This window comes from Chryseobacterium oleae, from assembly GCF_900115055.1.
GTDB classification, from domain to species: Bacteria; Bacteroidota; Bacteroidia; order Flavobacteriales; family Weeksellaceae; genus Chryseobacterium; species Chryseobacterium oleae.
Genome location: NZ_FOVD01000004.1, coordinates 367,771 through 386,052 on the forward strand (window position 1 = coordinate 367,771; position 18,282 = coordinate 386,052).

General features: G+C 38.4%; 15 protein-coding genes. 13 read left to right on the top strand and 2 right to left on the bottom strand.

What is annotated here, in order from left to right:
• The first annotated feature begins 36 nt into the window (after positions 1-36).
• From BM143_RS15355 to BM143_RS15395, 10 genes are all read left to right on the top strand, one after another.
• A complete protein-coding gene (locus BM143_RS15355; protein ID WP_228430851.1) occupies positions 37-879 on the top strand; it encodes an alpha/beta hydrolase in 843 nt (280 codons plus the stop codon).
• 18 nt (positions 880-897) lie between these two features.
• On the top strand, positions 898-2,223 hold the full coding sequence (locus BM143_RS24135; protein WP_185116550.1) for a DUF6624 domain-containing protein: 1,326 nt from the start codon (positions 898-900) through the stop codon (positions 2,221-2,223).
• A complete protein-coding gene (locus BM143_RS15365) occupies positions 2,224-2,493 on the top strand; it encodes a hypothetical protein (protein WP_090025322.1) in 270 nt (89 codons plus the stop codon).
• Positions 2,494-2,515: 22 nt separating this feature from the next.
• Positions 2,516-3,094, top strand: a complete 579-nt coding sequence (locus tag BM143_RS15370; protein WP_090025324.1) for a transposase — start codon at positions 2,516-2,518, stop codon at positions 3,092-3,094.
• Between the two features lie 97 nt (positions 3,095-3,191).
• Positions 3,192-5,687, top strand: coding sequence for a phenylacetic acid degradation bifunctional protein PaaZ (gene paaZ / locus BM143_RS15375; protein WP_090025326.1), 2,496 nt, complete (start codon positions 3,192-3,194; stop codon positions 5,685-5,687).
• Positions 5,688-5,871: 184 nt separating this feature from the next.
• Positions 5,872-6,033 (top strand): bacteriocin-like protein, encoded by a 162-nt coding sequence (locus BM143_RS24340; protein WP_449384776.1) that lies wholly within the window; start codon positions 5,872-5,874, stop codon positions 6,031-6,033.
• A gap of 163 nt (positions 6,034-6,196) precedes the next feature.
• The gene (locus tag BM143_RS15380) at positions 6,197-6,733 is read left to right on the top strand and encodes an SMI1/KNR4 family protein (protein ID WP_090025328.1); all 537 of its coding nucleotides are present in this window, start codon (positions 6,197-6,199) and stop codon (positions 6,731-6,733) included.
• A gap of 49 nt (positions 6,734-6,782) precedes the next feature.
• Entirely contained in the window at positions 6,783-7,532 is a 750-nt protein-coding gene (locus BM143_RS15385; protein ID WP_185116551.1) for a DUF4241 domain-containing protein, read from the top strand.
• 30 nt (positions 7,533-7,562) lie between these two features.
• Positions 7,563-8,249: an SMUG2 DNA glycosylase family protein gene (locus BM143_RS15390; RefSeq protein WP_090025331.1), complete on the top strand. Its 687-nt coding sequence runs from the start codon at positions 7,563-7,565 to the stop codon at positions 8,247-8,249.
• Positions 8,250-8,277: 28 nt separating this feature from the next.
• Positions 8,278-10,962, top strand: a complete 2,685-nt coding sequence (locus BM143_RS15395) for a DEAD/DEAH box helicase family protein (protein WP_090025333.1) — start codon at positions 8,278-8,280, stop codon at positions 10,960-10,962.
• Between the two features lie 86 nt (positions 10,963-11,048).
• Here BM143_RS15395 and BM143_RS15400 read toward each other — a convergent pair whose 3' ends face one another.
• Both BM143_RS15400 and BM143_RS15405 read right to left on the bottom strand, forming a co-directional pair.
• The gene (locus tag BM143_RS15400; protein ID WP_090025334.1) at positions 11,049-11,870 is read right to left on the bottom strand and encodes a T9SS type A sorting domain-containing protein; all 822 of its coding nucleotides are present in this window, start codon (positions 11,868-11,870) and stop codon (positions 11,049-11,051) included.
• A 28-nt stretch (positions 11,871-11,898) separates the two neighbouring features.
• The gene (locus BM143_RS15405) at positions 11,899-12,447 is read right to left on the bottom strand and encodes a phage tail protein (RefSeq protein WP_090025336.1); all 549 of its coding nucleotides are present in this window, start codon (positions 12,445-12,447) and stop codon (positions 11,899-11,901) included.
• A 308-nt stretch (positions 12,448-12,755) separates the two neighbouring features.
• On the opposite strand from BM143_RS15405, the gene BM143_RS15410 reads away from it, so the two are divergent.
• The 3 genes from BM143_RS15410 to BM143_RS15420 all read left to right on the top strand — a co-directional run bounded on the left by BM143_RS15410 (position 12,756) and on the right by BM143_RS15420 (position 18,227).
• The gene (locus BM143_RS15410; RefSeq protein ID WP_090025337.1) at positions 12,756-13,520 is read left to right on the top strand and encodes an enoyl-CoA hydratase/isomerase family protein; all 765 of its coding nucleotides are present in this window, start codon (positions 12,756-12,758) and stop codon (positions 13,518-13,520) included.
• A 240-nt stretch (positions 13,521-13,760) separates the two neighbouring features.
• The gene (locus BM143_RS15415; RefSeq protein ID WP_090025339.1) at positions 13,761-16,709 is read left to right on the top strand and encodes a SusC/RagA family TonB-linked outer membrane protein; all 2,949 of its coding nucleotides are present in this window, start codon (positions 13,761-13,763) and stop codon (positions 16,707-16,709) included.
• Positions 16,710-16,718: 9 nt separating this feature from the next.
• Positions 16,719-18,227 carry a RagB/SusD family nutrient uptake outer membrane protein gene (locus BM143_RS15420; RefSeq protein ID WP_090025341.1) on the top strand — a complete coding sequence of 503 codons (1,509 nt, stop codon included), beginning with the start codon at positions 16,719-16,721 and terminating at the stop codon, positions 18,225-18,227.
• Positions 18,228-18,282 lie beyond the last annotated feature (55 nt).

An 18,282-nucleotide genomic window follows, 5' to 3' on the forward strand; every position in this document is an offset into this window, starting at 1 on the left:
AAACCTTATTCAAAACGTATAAGGTTTTATGATATAATGAAAACGAATATGATTAAAAAGATGCTCATTGCCTGTAGTTTGCTGTTTACTTTTCAATTCATGGTTTTAGCCCAGAATGAAAAAGTAAAACCGTTGACTATCGGAGAGGTCAGAACATTTAAATCTAAGATATTAAATGAAGACCGAACTTTAAATATTTATCTGCCACAAGGTTTTGATAAAACAAAAGCATACCCGGTGATCTATCTGCTGGATGGCTCAATGAATGAAGACTTTATCCACGTTTCGGGATTGGTGCAGTTCTTTAATCAAATGTATGCAATGCCGGAAACCATCATAGTTGGAATTGCCAACATCGACAGAAAAAGGGATTTTACCTTTCATACCGATCTGAAAGATTTACAGCAGGATTATCCTACTACAGGACACTCAGATAAGTTTATAGATTTTCTGGAAACAGAATTACTCCCTTACATAGGAAACCAGTATAAAACAACGGAGAAATATGTATTCGGACAGTCACTGGGTGGACTTCTGGCAACAGAAATACTTTTCAAAAAACCGGAAATGTTCAATAACTATTTTATCATCAGTCCAAGTTTGTGGTGGGATGATCAAAGCTTATTGAAACAGGCTCCTCAATGGCTTTCCAAAAGCCCGGATACTAAGAAATTTATATACGTTTCTGTAGGAAAAGACGAACATCCTGTGATGGTAAAAGACGCAGCATCTCTTTATGACGTACTGAAACAGGCCGGTAAAAAGAACTGGACTGTAGAATATAAAATGATGGAGACAGACAATCATGCGACCATTCTTCACCGAAGTTTGTACGAAGGTTTGGTGAAACTTTTCCCATACAAGGAACCTAAAAAATAAACCATCAAAATACGGATCATGAGATATTTATTTTTCGCCATTTTCTTTTCAGTGTTAATCAATGCTCAGAAAAAGCAGGATAAGAAAATTAATGTAAAGCTTAAAAATGAATTGGCCACGATTCAAAAAGATGATCAGATCTATCGTGAACTGATGCAGTCTGACGTTTCCCTGGAGCAAAAGGAAAAGGTCATGAAAGAAAAAAATCTTACTAAAGAAGATATTACGGATAGATTGTGGTCACTGATGGATGAGCAGGATAAAGTCAATCTCGAAAAAGTTGAAAAAATTATTGCAGAATATGGATATCCTGGAAAATCTTTGGTAGGAGAACCTGAAAATGAAACCACATGGTTTGTTATTCAGCACTCCTCTAAAATCAATCAATATATGCCCCTCATTAAAGCGGCGGCTGATCATCAAGAAATTCCGTTCAGATTGTATGCCATGATGCTGGACAGACAATTGATGAATGATGGAAAAGAACAGATCTACGGAACTCAGGGGTTTTCTTCTCACGATGGAGAGAAAGAAAGTGATCCTATTATCTGGCCGATTAAAGATGTTAAAAATGTAAATAAACTCAGAAAGGAAGCCGGTTTTTATGATACGGTGGAAAGCTATGCCAAGCGTCTCTACGGGAAAAATTTTGTTTTTAAAAATTATACTTTAGATGAAGTTTTAAAGTTCGGAGATAGCCAGAAAACGGAAGAAAAACCACTCAATATCGAACTCAAGAAAGAGCTGGCGCAGATCTATAAAGACGACCAGATTTACCGTGAGCTGACACAGCCCAATATTACGCCCGAAAGAAAGGCCGAGATCATAAAAGAGAAAAACCTCTCTCCAGAAGACGTGAGTACGGGGCTGATCAAATTGATGGACGATCAGGATCAGAAGAATCTGGTTAAAGTTGAGAAGATCATTGAAAAATATGGCTATCCCGGAAAATCTATGGTAGGTGAACCTGAAAATTATGCCGTATGGTATGTCATTCAGCATTCCCCTAAAATCGAAAAGTATTTTCCTCTGATCAAAAAAGCAGCCGATGAAAAAGAACTTCCGTTCAGATTGTATGCTATGATGATGGACAGAAAGCTCATGTACGAAAACAAAGAACAAATCTATGGAACACAGATCCGTTCAATTTTTTCAACTAAAAACGGAAAAACAGAAACCCTGTCATTTGTGTGGCCGATAAAAGACCCGGAGGCTGTCAACGAACTGAGAAAGAATTCCGGATTTGGCAGAACCATCGAAGATTATGCTAAAGATGCAGGAGGATTTGAATACAAAAAATATACATTGAAAGAAGCTTTGGAACTTCTTCAGAAAAAGAAATAAATGATAGACCGTCTAAAGAAATATTGGATTTTCCTCCTGATTGCCGTTGTCGGAATCAATTATGCGGGGTTCTATCTATTATGGGAATCAATGGGTATTTCCGATGCGTTGGAGCATGTAGAATCAGAACATGTGATCAGAAAGCTGAAACAGAAGGATTTTTTATATACCCTGTTTGTGGATGCAGTCCTGATCCTGGATTTTTCCCTTATTCTGCTGTTGCTGTTTATGGGAGGAAGGAAAATAGTACAACTCATTATTAAAAAATAAATTTAGAATTAGTAAAGAAGAAATGACCATCGCAGAGCATTTTGAGTCCGGATATACTTATCATATATACTCGCATGCCAACGGAAAAGATTTATTATTCGTAGAGGATAGTAACTATCAGTATTTTCTGGACAGGTTATTAAAATATATCACTCCGATAGCAGAAATTTATGCTTATTGTTTGATGCCAAACCATTTTCATTTACTAATGAGATTTAAAGATTTAACTGACGATAAGATCGAAGATGAACATCAATATCTGATGAGGCCGTTCAGTAATTTTCTGAATAGTTATGCTAAAGCTTACAACAGAAGATATAGTAGGAAAGGAACTCTCTTTATTGACTTCCTGAGAAGGAAGAGAGTTCAGGATGAAAAATACCTGCTTAAACTGTTACACTATATCCATAATAATCCTGTACATCATGGTTTTGTCAGTCAGGCTGAAAAATGGAAATATTCTTCATATAATTCTTACACCAACGTAGAAAAACCTAGTAGTATTGAAAGAGGAGAAATATTGAAATACTTCGATTCAAAAGACGACTTTCTTGGTTATCATAAATCTAGTGTAGAATATGATTTTATGAATTTAGAATAAACGGTCCACAAACCTTATAGGTTTCAAAAACCTATAAGGTTTAAAGAAAAAGTAGGATTTTTTAGAGATTAAAAAGAAATAAAAAGTTAAAAATAATATGGAAAAACTGAAAAATTACATCTACGGAGAATGGGTAGAAGGTACCGGAAACGGAGTTCCTTTATACAATGCCGTTACAGGCGAGCAGGTTGCTGTTTCAGATACAGAAGGGCTTAATTTTGAGCAGGCTCTTGACTACGGAAGAACAGTAGGCTACAAAAACCTTTCTTCCATGACGTTTTATGACAGAGGAGAGATGCTGAAAAAAGTGGCTCTTTATCTTTTGGAAAGAAAGAAAAAATATTACGAATTATCATATAAAACCGGAGCTACCCACGCAGATTCTTGGGTAGATATAGAAGGAGGTTTCGGTACTTTCTTTACCTATTCCGGATTGGCCAAAAGAATGCTTCCCAACACTCCGTTCTGGGTGGATGGCGAAACTCAGAAAATCTCTGCTAACGGAACTTTTCTGGGAACTCACATTCTCACACCAAGTGAGGGAGTTTCTATACAGATCAATGCTTATAACTTCCCGGTTTGGGGAATGCTGGAAAAACTCTCAACTTCCCTGTTGGCAGGTGTTCCTTCCATTGTAAAGCCATCTCCTTACGGTTCTTACCTGACCAATGCAGTTTTCCAGGACATGATCGAAAGTGGTGTCCTTCCGGAAGGTGCCCTTCAATTGGTTTGTGGTGAGCCGGGAAATATTCTGGATTATGTTCAGGATGGTGATTCCGTACTGTTCACTGGTTCTGCCAATACAGGAAGAAAGCTGAAATCAATGCCTTCTATCGCTGGAAATGCAGTGCGTTTCAATATGGAAGCAGATTCTCTGAACTGTTCAATTTTAGGTCTGGATGCAAAACCGGGAACTCCGGAATTTGATCTCTTCATCAAAGAAGTACGTACTGAAATGACTACCAAAGCAGGTCAGAAATGTACGGCAATCAGAAGGATTATTGTTCCTGAGCACCTGATCGGAGATGTTCAGAATGCCTTATCTAAAGCTTTAGACCAAACCAAAATCGGAAATCCGTTGAGCAGAGAAACCAGAATGGGATCACTGGTAGGAAAACAGCAGTACGATGAGGTGGTTAGAAAAGTAAATATTTTAAAATCAGAAACAGAACTGGTTTACGACGGAAAACATGAACTTGTAGATGCAGACTATGATAATGGTGCATTCATGAGCCCGAAACTGTTCTTAAACGATAAGCCTTTCGAGAAAAATATCTCTCATGATGTAGAAGCTTTCGGACCGGTTTCTACGTTAATGCCTTATAAAGATGCCGAAGAAGCGGCGGCTCTTGCTAAAAGAGGAAAAGGAAGTTTGGTAGGATCTATTATTTCCCACGACGAAAACTTTATCGCAGAAACTTCATGGAAAATGGCTTCCCAACATGGTAGAATTTTTGTGCTGAACAGAGATAACGCCAAAGAAAGTACTGGTCACGGTTCTCCGTTGCCTACTTTGATGCATGGTGGTCCGGGAAGAGCTGGCGGAGGAGAGGAAATGGGCGGACTGAACGGTCTTCATTTCTTCCTTCAGAAAACAGCGATTCAGGGTTCTCCGGATGTGTTGAAAGCAATTACAAAAGTATATCAGCAGGGTGCAGAGAAAAAATTCTCAGACAAGCATCCGTTCCAGAAATATTTTGAAGAAGTTGAAGTAGGAGATTCATTGGAAACGGCAGGAAGAACGGTTACCGATGCAGATATCGTTAATTTCTCCAATGTTTCCTGGGATCATTTCTATGCACATACCGATGCTACAAGCTTAACCGGAACGATTTTCGATAAAACGGTAGCCCATGGATATTTCATCCTTTCTGCAGCAGCAGGACTGTTTGTTTCAGGGAAAAAAGGACCTGTTATCGCCAACTACGGTTTGGAAAACTGTTCATTCTTTAAACCGGTTTATGCGGGAGATACCATCACGGTTTATTTAACAGCAAAAGAAAAAATAAACAGAGGCGTAAAAGGAAGAAACATTCCTTCCGGTGTTGTAAAATGGTTGGTGGAAGTGCTGAACCAAAGAGATGAGATCGTTTGTGTAGCGACGATCCTGACATTGGTGGCCAAGCATTCTCCTTTCATCGATTTGAAAGTGAAAAATGTTCAGAAAATATTGAGTGGTTTAACAGAAACGACACCGATAAACTGGGGTAAAATGTCTCCTCAGCAAATGATCGAACATCTTGAACACGGAGTTCTGGTAAGCTTAGGTGAGCCGGAAGCCGACAAATGTTTCACGCCGGAAGAACAGTTGGAAAAATGGCAGGATTCCCTTTATAATCACAGAAAAATGCCGAAAGATTTCCCTGCTCCATTCCTGGCTGAAGATGAAACCTTACTGGAATTAAAACATAAAAACCTGGAAGCTGCCAAACAGTCATTCCTGGATAACTTACAGAGATTTACAGTCTATTACAGAGAAAATCCACAGGCTGAGCACATGAACTATGTATTCGGAAAACTGAATAAAGAAATGTGGGAGCTGATGCATAAGAAGCATTTTACGCACCATTTCGAGCAGTTTGGATTGATTTAATTCAAAATAAAATATAAATTGATAATCCCTTTTGGTTTTTACTGAAAGGGATTTTTTTAATTATCCTTGTCAGGGATCAACAAGTAAGCCGTTGGAAAATAAAAGTTTATATTAAAAATAGTAACTTTAAAAGGCGAAATCCGAAAAGCATATAGAGTAGGAAAAAAATTAAAAACTCATGACTATGGAAAATTTAAAAAAACTTTCAAGAAATGAATTGAGATCTGTTAAAGGTGCCGGTCCAAACTGGGCTTGTTTCCCTAATTCCTGCCCTCCGGGAAGTTGTTGCCGCCCTGGAAGATGGCCGGATATTGCAAGAGCATGTTATATATGCGCTGATTCTTAAAATAAAATATAAATTGATAGTCCCTTTTGGTTTTTACTGAAAGGGATTTTTTAATGATCCCTGTCAACTTACTGCATGAAAAATATTGGTTTAGTAAGGCTTTTTATTAAAAATGATAATTACTTTTACAGCAAATCAAAATCACATTTATTTAAGACAAAATATGGAGCCACAATTTTTCAAAGACTTTGACTTTACGGATTTCTGGAACGAAAGCAGTTATTCCGTAAGAGATTATATTGAGCCATTTCCGGATGATGCACTTATTACTTCAATAGAAGAAGAACTGGGGTACAAACTTCCGGCTTCTTATATCGAACTGATGAAACTGCAGAATGGCGGATTGGTTGATAAATCCTGCTTTCCTACCTCAGAAGAGAATTCATGGGCCGATGATCATATTGCGATTACCGGAATTATGGGCATTGGAAGAGAGAAAACCTATTCCATCTGTGGAGAACTCGGAAGCCAGTTTATGATTGAGGAATGGGGCTATCCTGCAATTGGTATCTATATCTGCGACTGTCCTTCGGCTGGGCACGATATGGTTTTGCTGGATTATTCCAATTGTGGAAAAGACGGTGAACCGGAAGTGGTTCATATTGATCAGGAAAATGATTATAAAAAAATAGTTCTCGCCAAAGACTTTGAAACTTTCATCAAAGGCCTGAAAGATGAGGATGAATTTGACGGTGAATAATAAAACAGGTATTTTTAAACTTTAAATCAAATCGTAAAAAATAAAAACAATGAACGAAAGCTGGATGCAAAAATGGGAAGAGGTAAAAGATATCCTTACCTGTCCCGTAGATTTGGAAACCTATTTTACTTCAGATAAAATTCTGGAGCAGGAAATGGAAGTCATGGAAATCGGGAATGTTTCCCTGCCGTCCGGAAAAGTGATTGTAAGAGATCCTTTGGTTTATTTAAATGCAAAGGAGAAACCCTATTTTGTTGAAGTGCCAAAAGGTAATTTCCCCGTTAAAATCGCTGTGGCCAAATTCGAAGATTGGGGAGACCGGTATGCTGCTGTGAAAGTGGAATTTACAAAAGAAGAGGCTGTTGTATACAGAGAGGCATTGATAGGAGAAGAGGAACTTGGAGATTCTGAGGAAGAAGATTATTTTGGCTTTGTAGTAGATGCAGGGTTGGCGTGTATTACCGATACACAGGTAGTTCCTTATGTGGAGAAGTTTATTTCTGAACTTGATGTGGAAAATATTTACGATGACTATTTTGCAGAAATTTTTGCTAAAAACTATAAAGAAAATCCTGATAATCAAAGAGATTTGGGAGACTGGATCAATTGGAAAGTGCCGGATACAGAATATCAGATTCCAATATTTGCAAGCGGTTTAGGAGATGGAGTATATCCTGTTTACTTTGGGTATGATGCAAAGGACGAAATCTGCAGCCTTTATATTCACTTTATTGATATCGAAATGGAATTATCTGATGAAGGAGAGGACGAAGACGATGATGAAAATACAGATCAGTAGGATAATTCGAGGGGTTAAAATAATTTTTCAATGAATAAAAATTTTGCAGATGCTGTCATAGAATTCAATAAAAACCTTAAGTTTTCAGGAGATCTTCCTGAAGGCTTCGAGGCTATGAATCCGTATCTGGATAATCCGGAAACGATGACGGTCATGGAAGAATTTTATCACAAATACTATAATGACAGAAACCAGAGGAAATTGATGATCGGGATCAATCCCAGCAGGCATGGAGCAGGAGTGACGGGCGTTCCGTTTACCGATACCAAAAGGCTGGAAGCGGTCTGCGGAATTAAAATGCAGTCGGCCCACACCCATGAAGTTTCCTCTGTTTTTATGTATGATATGATTGTTGAATATGGTGGTCCGGAAGAATTTTATAAAGACGTTTATATCAATTCACCTTTTCCGCTGGCTATTGTGAAGAAAGCAAAAACCGGCTGGCTGAACGCCAATTATTATGATGATAAAAAACTTTTTGAAGCCGTAAAAGATTTTATGATTGATTCTTTGAAAAAACATATCAGCCTGGGCGTGGATACTTCCGAAGTCTTTGTTCTCGGCAAAAAGAATTCGAAATTTATTTCTGCACTGAATAAAGAAGCTCAACTATTTGAAACCATGACCGTTCTTGAGCATCCCAGATATATCCAGCAGTATAAAACAAAAGAAAAACAGCTGTACATCGACAAATATATTTTGGCTTTGAAAAAATAGCTGTTAATTGCATCACTGAACAATCACCATGACTATTTTTCCTGCCCATACAAAATTTAAATACAGCTGGCGCGCTTATCAGAAGAGATTTCTGGATGATCTTGACGGATTTCTTACCGATCGGCATCTGCACGTCACCGCACCTCCCGGCTCCGGAAAAACCGTTTTAGGACTGGAAGTTATGCTGAGACTCAATAAACCAACACTTATTGTAGCCCCAACCTTAGCTGTCAAAAATCAATGGGTGCAGAGATTTTGCGAACTTTTTCTTGATACAGAAACAGTACCGGACTGGATCTCCACTGATATTAAAAATCCCGGACTTATTACCGTCACCACTTATCAGGGAATTCATGCAGCATCAGGTGTGCCGGATGACGATGAAACGGAGATTGAAAAAAAATCATCCAGAGTTTCCTTAACTGAAATTATAAAGAAACTTCAGAAGCAGAAAGTGAAAACCTTTATTTTTGATGAGGCCCATCATCTGAAAAATGCATGGTGGAGAAGCTTGATGGAATTGAAAACATCGATAGATCCAACCGTTGTCTCCCTTACCGCAACCCCTCCTTTTGATGTCTCCGGCTCCGAATGGCAAAAATATATGCAGCTGAACGGCCCCATAGATGCAGAGATTTCCGTTCCGGAATTAATGATTGAAGGCGATCTTTGTCCGCACCAGGATCTGGTGTATTTTACATTGCCAACCTATGAAGAGCAGCAGAAAATAGAACATTATTATACACAGGCTGCGGCGTTTTTTAAAGAAATTGAGAATGACGATATTCTTCTCAATGCATTGGAACAGCACCCTGTTTACCAGAAACCAATGGATCATCTGGAATGGATCTATGAAAATATATCCTCCTATACTTCCGGGCTCATTTATCTTCATTTCAGAAAAAAAGAAATCTCTGAGATTCATTTTGAAATCATTGGTGATCAGCATCAGTACATTCCTGAATTTGATTTTTTCTGGCTCGAAGAACTTCTCGACTTTTATCTGATTGTAGATGAAGTGAATTTTAAAAACGAAGAAGATCACCGTACCGTTTTAGAGAACAGATTGAAAAGACAGGGATTCCTGGAAAAAAAGGCGATCAGTTTTTTCAACAATAGAAATGTAAGCCAGATCCTTAATTCCAGTATTGGAAAACTTCAGGGGATTAAAGAGATTGTGGAATTTGAATTTTCTGTTTTGAAAGAAGATCTGAGAATGGTAGTTCTTACAGACTTTATAAAAAAGGAATACCTATCCACCGATACCGAAAATAATCTCCATCTGGACAAAATCGGAGCCATTCCTATTTTTGAAAAGCTGAGACGTGAGAATTCCCAGAATAAAAAAATAGGTGTTCTGACGGGAAGTATTGTCATCATTCCTTTATCTGTAAAGGAAAAGATGAATGAGTGGTGTTCCAGAAAAGGGATATTGGGAGTATCATTTTCACCTGTTGCATATGATAAGGACTACATCCAGGTCAATCTGACGGAACAGATAAAACACGATATCGTTCATATCATCACAGAAATTTTTCAACAGGGTTATATTCAGGTGTTGATTGGTACGAAAGCTTTACTGGGTGAAGGCTGGGATGCTCCTAAAATGAATACTTTGATTCTTGCCAGTTTTGTGAGTTCCTTTGTCCTTTCCAACCAGATGAGAGGAAGAGTCATAAGAATAGATAAAGACAGTTCCCAAAAGACCGGAAATATATGGCATCTTGTATGTTTTGATCCAAAGAGTGAGAATGGTGGTCAGGATATGGATATTGTGAAAAAGAGATTTAAAACCTTTGTGGGAATTTCAACCCACGATGAAACGTCCATTGAGAACAATTTTGAAAGACTCAATATCAAGACTATTGAAAAAGAAGATCAGATTCCAGTCATCAATCAGGAGAGTTTTTCCTGGGCTAAGAACAGGAAAGATCTCACGTTGCGATGGAAATTAGCTTTAGATAAGGGAAATATTCTCGTCGAAGAAATTAAGGTTCCTTCCGGCGATCTTACCGAAGTGACCGATATGAAGATGACTTATCTCGGAAAAATGACTGCGGACCTTTCTAAAGTAATGATATCAACCGTTTTGTTATTTGGACAGGATCTTCTTCTGGGAATACTAAAGAATATGGAGGCGATAAATTCTGTTAAAAGCTTTTCCTGGGTGATGTTTCTCTTTGGAGGACTAGGGTTTCTTGCGTATGGTTTAAAATTTTACCGTGCATTGAGACAGTATCTCAAATATAAAAACGCGGCAGGACATATCGGACTCATAGGTGAAACTGTTCTCAATTGCCTGATCTATGAGAGAATTATTACAACTCCTCCAGAAAAGATGAAAGTGGTAAGTTCCGGGGCTAAAGGTGATATGTTCTGTTATCTGGACGGTGGAAGTCACTATGAGAAATCACAGTTTATTCAGGTTTTGCAGGAGGTTATTTCTAAGATTGATAATCCGCGTTATCTGCTTAAACAGCAGGCTAAGCTTTTCTTTACGAAGAAATATATCTATTATCCTGTACCGGAAGTTTTTGCTAAAAACAAAAAAAGCGCTGAGCTGTTTATGAAAACCTGGAGCGAAAAAATTGAAAAATCAGAACTTGTTTTTACCAGAACCATTGAAGGACGTCGTATTCTTTTACAGCTGAGGTTTCAATCCCTGCTAAAAAGAAATGCAAGAATAGAACATCTTCACAAATGGACCCGCTAAAAAACAAAAATTCCCTGAGGGATCAGGGAATTTCTCATTTATGCATTAGAATCTTTTCGAGGGCACAAATCACTTATGAAAAATTTTTATTTTTTGATGATCTTGGAAGAGCCTGATGGTGTTTTGAGGATATAAACGCCATTCGGAAGTTCCGAGATGTCTGTCTGATTGGTTCCTTTCTTCAGATCCATTTTTTTTAGCAATTTCCCTTCCTGGCTGTAAATTTCAGCCGGCGCATTGTCTTCTGTCTGAATAGAAAGAGATCCGCTGGTAGGATTAGGATAGATACTCATCATTTTTTTTGAAGAAGTAGCTTCGTTAGTTGCCAGTACGATACCGGAATCTTTTACCCAACTAAATGCGTCGAGCCCTCCATATCTGTAACCTCCTCCCAGGGTAATTCTAAGCTCGTCAATAATGATATTTGAGTAGTTCTGACCGTTTAAATTGGTCAGATCTATCAGGGTATATCCGTTTGCTGTAGCCATAGAAGTGTTAAAGCCTGTAGATTTAGTCTGTGTAAACTTAGTAACACCGCTTAGCCTTCCTGTAACTGTTAGGGTCCCCGCTACAGTCAGATCTAAATTAAGAGCAGAAAGGTACATCCAGAAACGGTTTGCTTTAAACAGGTTCGATGTCGTTTTAATACTGAAAGACGGTGGTGAAGCAGTATCGTTGGAGTTATCTATATATCTGTTATCGTTAGCTGTTCCGTTCCATCCTGTATTAGGGTAATTCGCCTGGATGTCAAAAAGTCCTACATGAGAGATGATATTAAAGATCACTCCGTTATCGGTAAAACTTGCACTTCCGTTCGATTCGGTTTCAAATTGCTCTGTACTTGTCTGTGCAAAAGAAAATAAGGATATGAACAGACTACAGATGGTTAAAAAAATAGTTCTTTTCATGATTTAGGTTTTAAATAAATTGTTTTTTTTAGCTGCGTGGAGGATATATTCCTTCAATACAGATGATGTAGTTTAGCCCTAAGTAAGGCGGCATATTATTCACCGGAAGATTTTGCCCGATGTATGATAGAGATCTTGCGTTAATAGCGGTATCAGGATCTACAGCAGCAAAGCTCGGTACAGCATTGAAATCTCTTCCAACCTGTGTTCCTGATTTGGCTATGGAAGTAGTGGCTGTAGGAGTGGAAACGGTAGCATTTGTGTTAGCCACTTTCAGTTGAAAACCTGAACCTATACTTGGAAGGTTCTGTGCCATAATGGTATTTTGTGTAGTTCCGGCAGCAACTCCCAAAGGATAATACTCGTTTGCATTTACATTTCCGGCTCCGATGGCCATACGACCTTTTAGATTAGGCAGAGCAAAAGTATCGATACCGTTTCCTCCGTAAGTCGTTCCCAAGATGGAAAATAAAGCAGAATTATTTGAAATTCTCAGTAAGCTTCCGTCACAAAACATCCAGCCTCTAGGTGCAAAATTTCCAGCAAATAGTTTTACAATTCCAATGTACTCGTCCATGATAATAGTTTTTTCAGTTGTTAAGTTTTCCTACTCTGTTCTGGGCTTTTCGGATTCCGCCGTTGGTTGTTAGTTTTTTTGATAAGCCAAAGGAACAACATATACAAAGGCAGCACTAGAGTAGAAAATACCAAATTGGAGAGTCCGTATTTCTACGTAATAGATGTTTGTTTTTCTTTATAGGAAAGGTTTTGTGGTATAATAAACATCGTGATTTGATAAGCTGTGCTTAATCTGCAATTTGTTTCTTATAATTTTTCCGGGACAGTGGTATTTAGTATTTTTGTAAGAATCCAATAAAAATAAAAATGAACGAATTCGTAGCATCAGAAATTAAAAACAATATTGCCGAAATTACATTCGGAACACCAAAAAGCAACTCCCTTCCGGGTGCCATTTTAGAAAAACTGGCTCAGACTATTCTGGATGAAGGAGCTAAAGAAGAAGTAAAAGCTATTTTAGTAAAAAGTGAAGGTGAGAAAGCATTCTGTGCAGGAGCAAGCTTCGATGAGCTTTTGGCAATTGAAGAGCTGGAGGCATCTACGAAATTTTTCGGTGGCTTTGCAAAAGTTCTGAATGCTATGAGAAACTGCGGAAAAATAGTTGTCGTAAGAGTTCAGGGAAAAACTACCGGTGGAGGAGTGGGAATTGCGTGTGGAGCAGATTACTGTTTTGCTACGAAAGATTCAGCTTTGGCGCTTACCGAGATTAATCTGGGAATCGGACCATTTGTAATCGGACCTTACGTAGAAAGAAAAATCGGAAAATCTCAGTTCTCCGCAATGGCTATTGATGCCGATTTCAGATCAGCAGAGTGGGCAGAACAGCATAATGTGTATCATTCCGTATCTGAAAATATTCAGGAGATGGATGCTAAACTGGAAAAATTTATGCAGACATTAGCTTCCAGAAGTAGCGATGCATTGGCTTTAATCAAAAAAGTATCCTGGGAAGGAACAGATCATTTCAGTGAACTGATGCCGGCAAGAATTCACATGAGTGCCAGTTTGATCCTCGAAGATTCTGCCAAGAAAAATATTGAATCTATTAAAGAAAAATTAAGATCAAAATAATATTTTACATCATTGTTATATATCCGCTGAATATTTCAGCGGTTTTTTTGTGGAAAAATTAAAAACTTCAATGTATTTTGTTTTGCGTTTATTGAACTAGCATTAAAAATTTAAATTGTTTGATTATTATTTATTAATAATTTACATTGATTATTTAATTTTATTGTATTTAACATCATTTTGGAAATTTTAACGTTTATTAATATATCTTTGGTTGTATTATAGTTAAAATTTGTTAATATGAAATTACAGTTGTCATTGTTAACAGCTGTTCTCTTCTTTTTAGGAGGACAGACTGTTGAGGCTCAAAAAGCTAAGCGCGACACCGTTCAGGAAGAACATGCCATAGATGAGGTGGTTGTTGTAGCGTATGGGAGCCAGAAAAAAGAAACCATGGTAGGTTCCAGTACGGAGGTAAAAGCTAAACAGTTTGCAGACCGCCCTATATCAAGTATCGGGCAAGCACTCGATGGAGCCAGTGCGGGGGTTAAAGTAAGTACCGGAACAGGCCAGCCGGGCAGTTCACCCAGTATTCAGATCAGGGGAATAGGGTCTTACGGGATTACAACATCACCTTTGTATGTAGTGGATGGTACGGTGTATACGGGGTCTCTTGCCGCCATTAATCCCAACGATATTGCTTCATTTAATATTTTGAAAGATGCAGCTTCAACATCACTTTATGGTTCGGCTGCCGCTAACGGGGTTATTATCATCACTACCAAATCAGGAAGAAAAGGAAAAGATTCATTTAATTTCGGAATGAGTACGGGATATGTACAAAGATCTATTCCTGAATATGAAAGAGTGAATGTCTATCAATATTATCCGCTTATCTGGGAAGCTATCAGAAACGGGAGGATGACATCTGTACCAACTTCAACATTAGCACAGGCTAATACGTATGCCACAACACAGCTGATATCAGGAGTACTGAAAACCAATGTTTTCAATGTTGCAGATAATCAACTGGTCGTAGACGGTATCTTAAATCCCAATGCAGAACTGAGGTATTCGGATCTAGACTGGCAAAGACCTTTGATGAATACAGGTTTCAGACAGAATTATGAATTAAATTACAGCGGTGGAAGCAATACGACAACTTACTTCACTTCAGTTGGCTACACCAACGAAACAGGATATCTTATAAAATCGGATTTTGAAAGATTTACCGCCAGGTTGAAAGTAGATTCGCAGGTGAAAAGCTGGTTGAAGTTAGGAACCAGTATCAGTGGAGTTTCTTCCAACGGAAACAATTCAGTGGAAGGGGTAGATAGTAATTCATCATACATCAATCCTTACAGATGGACAAGAACGATGGGGCCTATTTACAGTCCGTATGCTCATGATCCTGTTACCAATGCTAATCTTTACGATAATGCCGGGAATATCATGTACGATGCGGGGAGCGGAAGAGGAGCAGATGCTGCTGCCGGAAGAAATGTGATTCAGGAAACGCTTTTAAATAAAGATCTTTCTAAGAATTATTATATCATTTCCAGAGCTTATGCTGAGGTTAAGGTTGATCCTTATCTGACCTTATCTACCAATGTAGGATATGATATCAGAAATAACAGAAGAAGCACCTATGGGAATAAAATCATTGGTGATGCCGCTCCGGGAGGTTCAGCGGAAAAATACAGTATTACGGAACAGACATTTACCTGGAACCAGCTTTTGAATTATAAAAGAAAGTTTGGCCAGCATAATTTTGAATATTTATTAGGGCATGAAAACTATAAATTCACCTATGAATATTTGTATGGTTACAAGAAAGGGCAGATTGTGGATGATAATGACGAACTGATCAATTTTGTGACCCCTACAACGCTTACATCCAGAACAGACAATTACAGAAAAGAAGGTGTTTTTTCAAGATTAAACTATGATTTCAATTCAAAATATTTACTTTCAGGATCCATTCGCTGGGATGGTTCTTCCAGATTCAGTAAAGATGTAAGATGGGATTCATTCTGGTCTCTTGGTGCAGGGTGGAGAATAAAAGGAGAAGAATTCTTGAAAAACTCTGGACTGATCAGTGAATTAAAACTTAGGGGCTCTTATGGAGAAGTAGGAAATGACAGAACAGACAGTTACTATATGTATAAAAGTACCTATTCTTTAGGGTACAATAATGCTCAGGAACCAGGTATTTTGTTCGGGTTTTTGGCAGATCCTACGATTACCTGGGAAACAAATAAGCAAAGTGACATAGGAATCGATTTTGGATTTTTAAATAACAGAATTTCAGGATCTGTAGAGTATTATAAGAGAGTTACCGAAGATCTGATCTTTCAGGTTCCTATTCCCGTTTCTGCCGGAGTTCCCGATAATAATATAAGCAGAAATGTCGGGACAATGTACAACCGTGGATTTGAATTCAGTCTTAATGCGGATGTGATCAGAAATGAAAACTTCACCTGGAATATTAATGCCAATGCATCCACACTGAAAAATCAGGTTACGGAACTTTCCAATGGTATCACGGAAATTATTAACGGAACCAAGAAAGTTTCAGTAGGTCATTCTATTTATGATTATTGGTTGAGACAATGGTATGGAGTTGACCCGGCAGACGGTTCTCCTCTCTTTTTAGTAGCTGATGCCTTTGCTAATACAACTGCTGCAGATATCAGAACTGTAAATGGAACCAAGGTGACGACCAATTTTAATAAAGCTAAATATGATTATTCAGGAACTGCTATTCCGGATCTTTTTGGAAGCTTTGGAACCTCGATTACCTATAAGCAATGGGCTTTATCTGCAATGTTTACATACCAGTTAGGAGGAAAAACATATGATTCTAATTATGCAGCCCTAATGTCAAGTTATTCTCAGGGAGGAGCATTAAGCACGGATATTTTAAACAGGTGGACGACTCCGGGACAGATTACTGATGTTCCTGCATTAAACTCATCTACCTATACAAGTTCAAATGCAGCTTCTTCAAGATGGCTTATAAGCTCAGATTTTATTACCTTCAGACAGGCTACTTTGAGCTACAGCTTTAATACGGAGACTTTGTCCCAGCTGGGATTGGCGGGATTCAAGATTCTGGTTTCCGGCGAGAACCTTTGGAGCAAAACCGCAAGAAAAGGATTGGAGCCTGCTCAGGCGTTTAATGGAACCACATCCAACCGATATACCCCTGCGAGAATTATTACCATCGGATTTAATGTATCATTTTAAAAATTAAGTATGAAAAATCTAAAAAAACAATATATCAAATGGGCTGTGGTGCTTTCATCAATCTTCACAGCAATGATCTCATGTCAGAGCGATTATCTTGAAACAGATCCTACGACTGCAGCTTCTGAAGATGCAGCCTATTCAAGTGCATCGAATCTGATGGCTATTATAAACGGGATGCATAGAGATATGTATTACAGACAGAATGATAGTCAGGGGCAGAACGGTCAGGGAGGTATCATGATTATGATGGATGCTATAGGGGAAGATCTTGTGTTTCCTTCTACAGGGAATGGCTGGTATATTTCAACCGTCAGATGGCAGGATCAGGTGAATGAAAGCAGTTCGTATGTTTTTTATCCGTACCAGTTTTATTATGCCCTTATCAGAAATGCCAATTTAGTGATTGCCAACGGACCTTCAGTTCCGGTTGCTAATGCAGCTGATGCCAATACGGTAAAGCTCGCGATTGGTGAAGCTCATGCATTCAGAGCATTCTGTTATTATATGCTGGTTCAGATTTATGGTAAAAGATATGTTCCGGGTACTGTGAATAGCCAGCTTGGAGTTCCCATCAGATTGATCGCTAATGAAATACCTTTGGAAAGGAATACCGTTGAAGATGTATATACACAGATCAATAGTGATCTTAATGAAGCTGCTACAAGACTTGCGGGAAGCAAAAGACTAACAAAGTCCCACTTTGATGATAAGGTAATTTTAGGATTAAAAGCCAGAATTGCTCTTACACAAGGGAATTATGCCGTTGCCGCTGCATCTGCTAAATTAGCCAGAGCAGAATATCCTCTGATGGATAATACGGCCTATACAGCCGGATTTAATAATCTTGCAGGAAACGGAGAATGGATTTGGGGTGCTACTATTATTGCAGACCAAGGCGAAACATTCTCGAATTTCGGAGCGTATATGTCAAGGAATTTTAATTCCACCAATATACGTCAGGCACCAAAAGCGATTAACAGTAAGTTATTTCAAATGTTTCCTTCGACCGATGTAAGAACTAAAAACTTTGATCCTACGGGAGCACATACTGGTCTTGCCCTGCCGACTACCTATTCTAAATTTCCATTTACCAGTCAGAAGTTTCTTTCTGCCAGTTTTGCAGACAGTAGGGTGGATCTTCCTTATATGCGTGCTGCAGAAATGTATCTTATAGAAGCCGAAGCTTTGGCGAGATTAGGAAATGAAACAGACTCAAAGACCGCATTTAACCTACTCGCTAAAAACAGAAATACTAGCTATGCTGGAGCCAGTACAACAGGCACTGCCTATATCAATGAAATTCTTAACAGCAGAAGACTCGAATTATGGGGTGAAGGATTTAGACTCTTAGATCTGAAGAGACTGAATCAGGGGCTGGATAGAACTGGTGCCAATCATTCGTCTGTGGTTACGAATAATCTGATGACCGTTCCGAATACCGATCCAAGATGGGAATTCCTGATTCCGAGAGCGGAAATCAATGCCAATCCATTGATCGTCCAGAATCCATTATAATTAAAACAAAAAAAATACTACTTTTTAGAATCCTGCTTTTGGGCAGGGTTCTTTT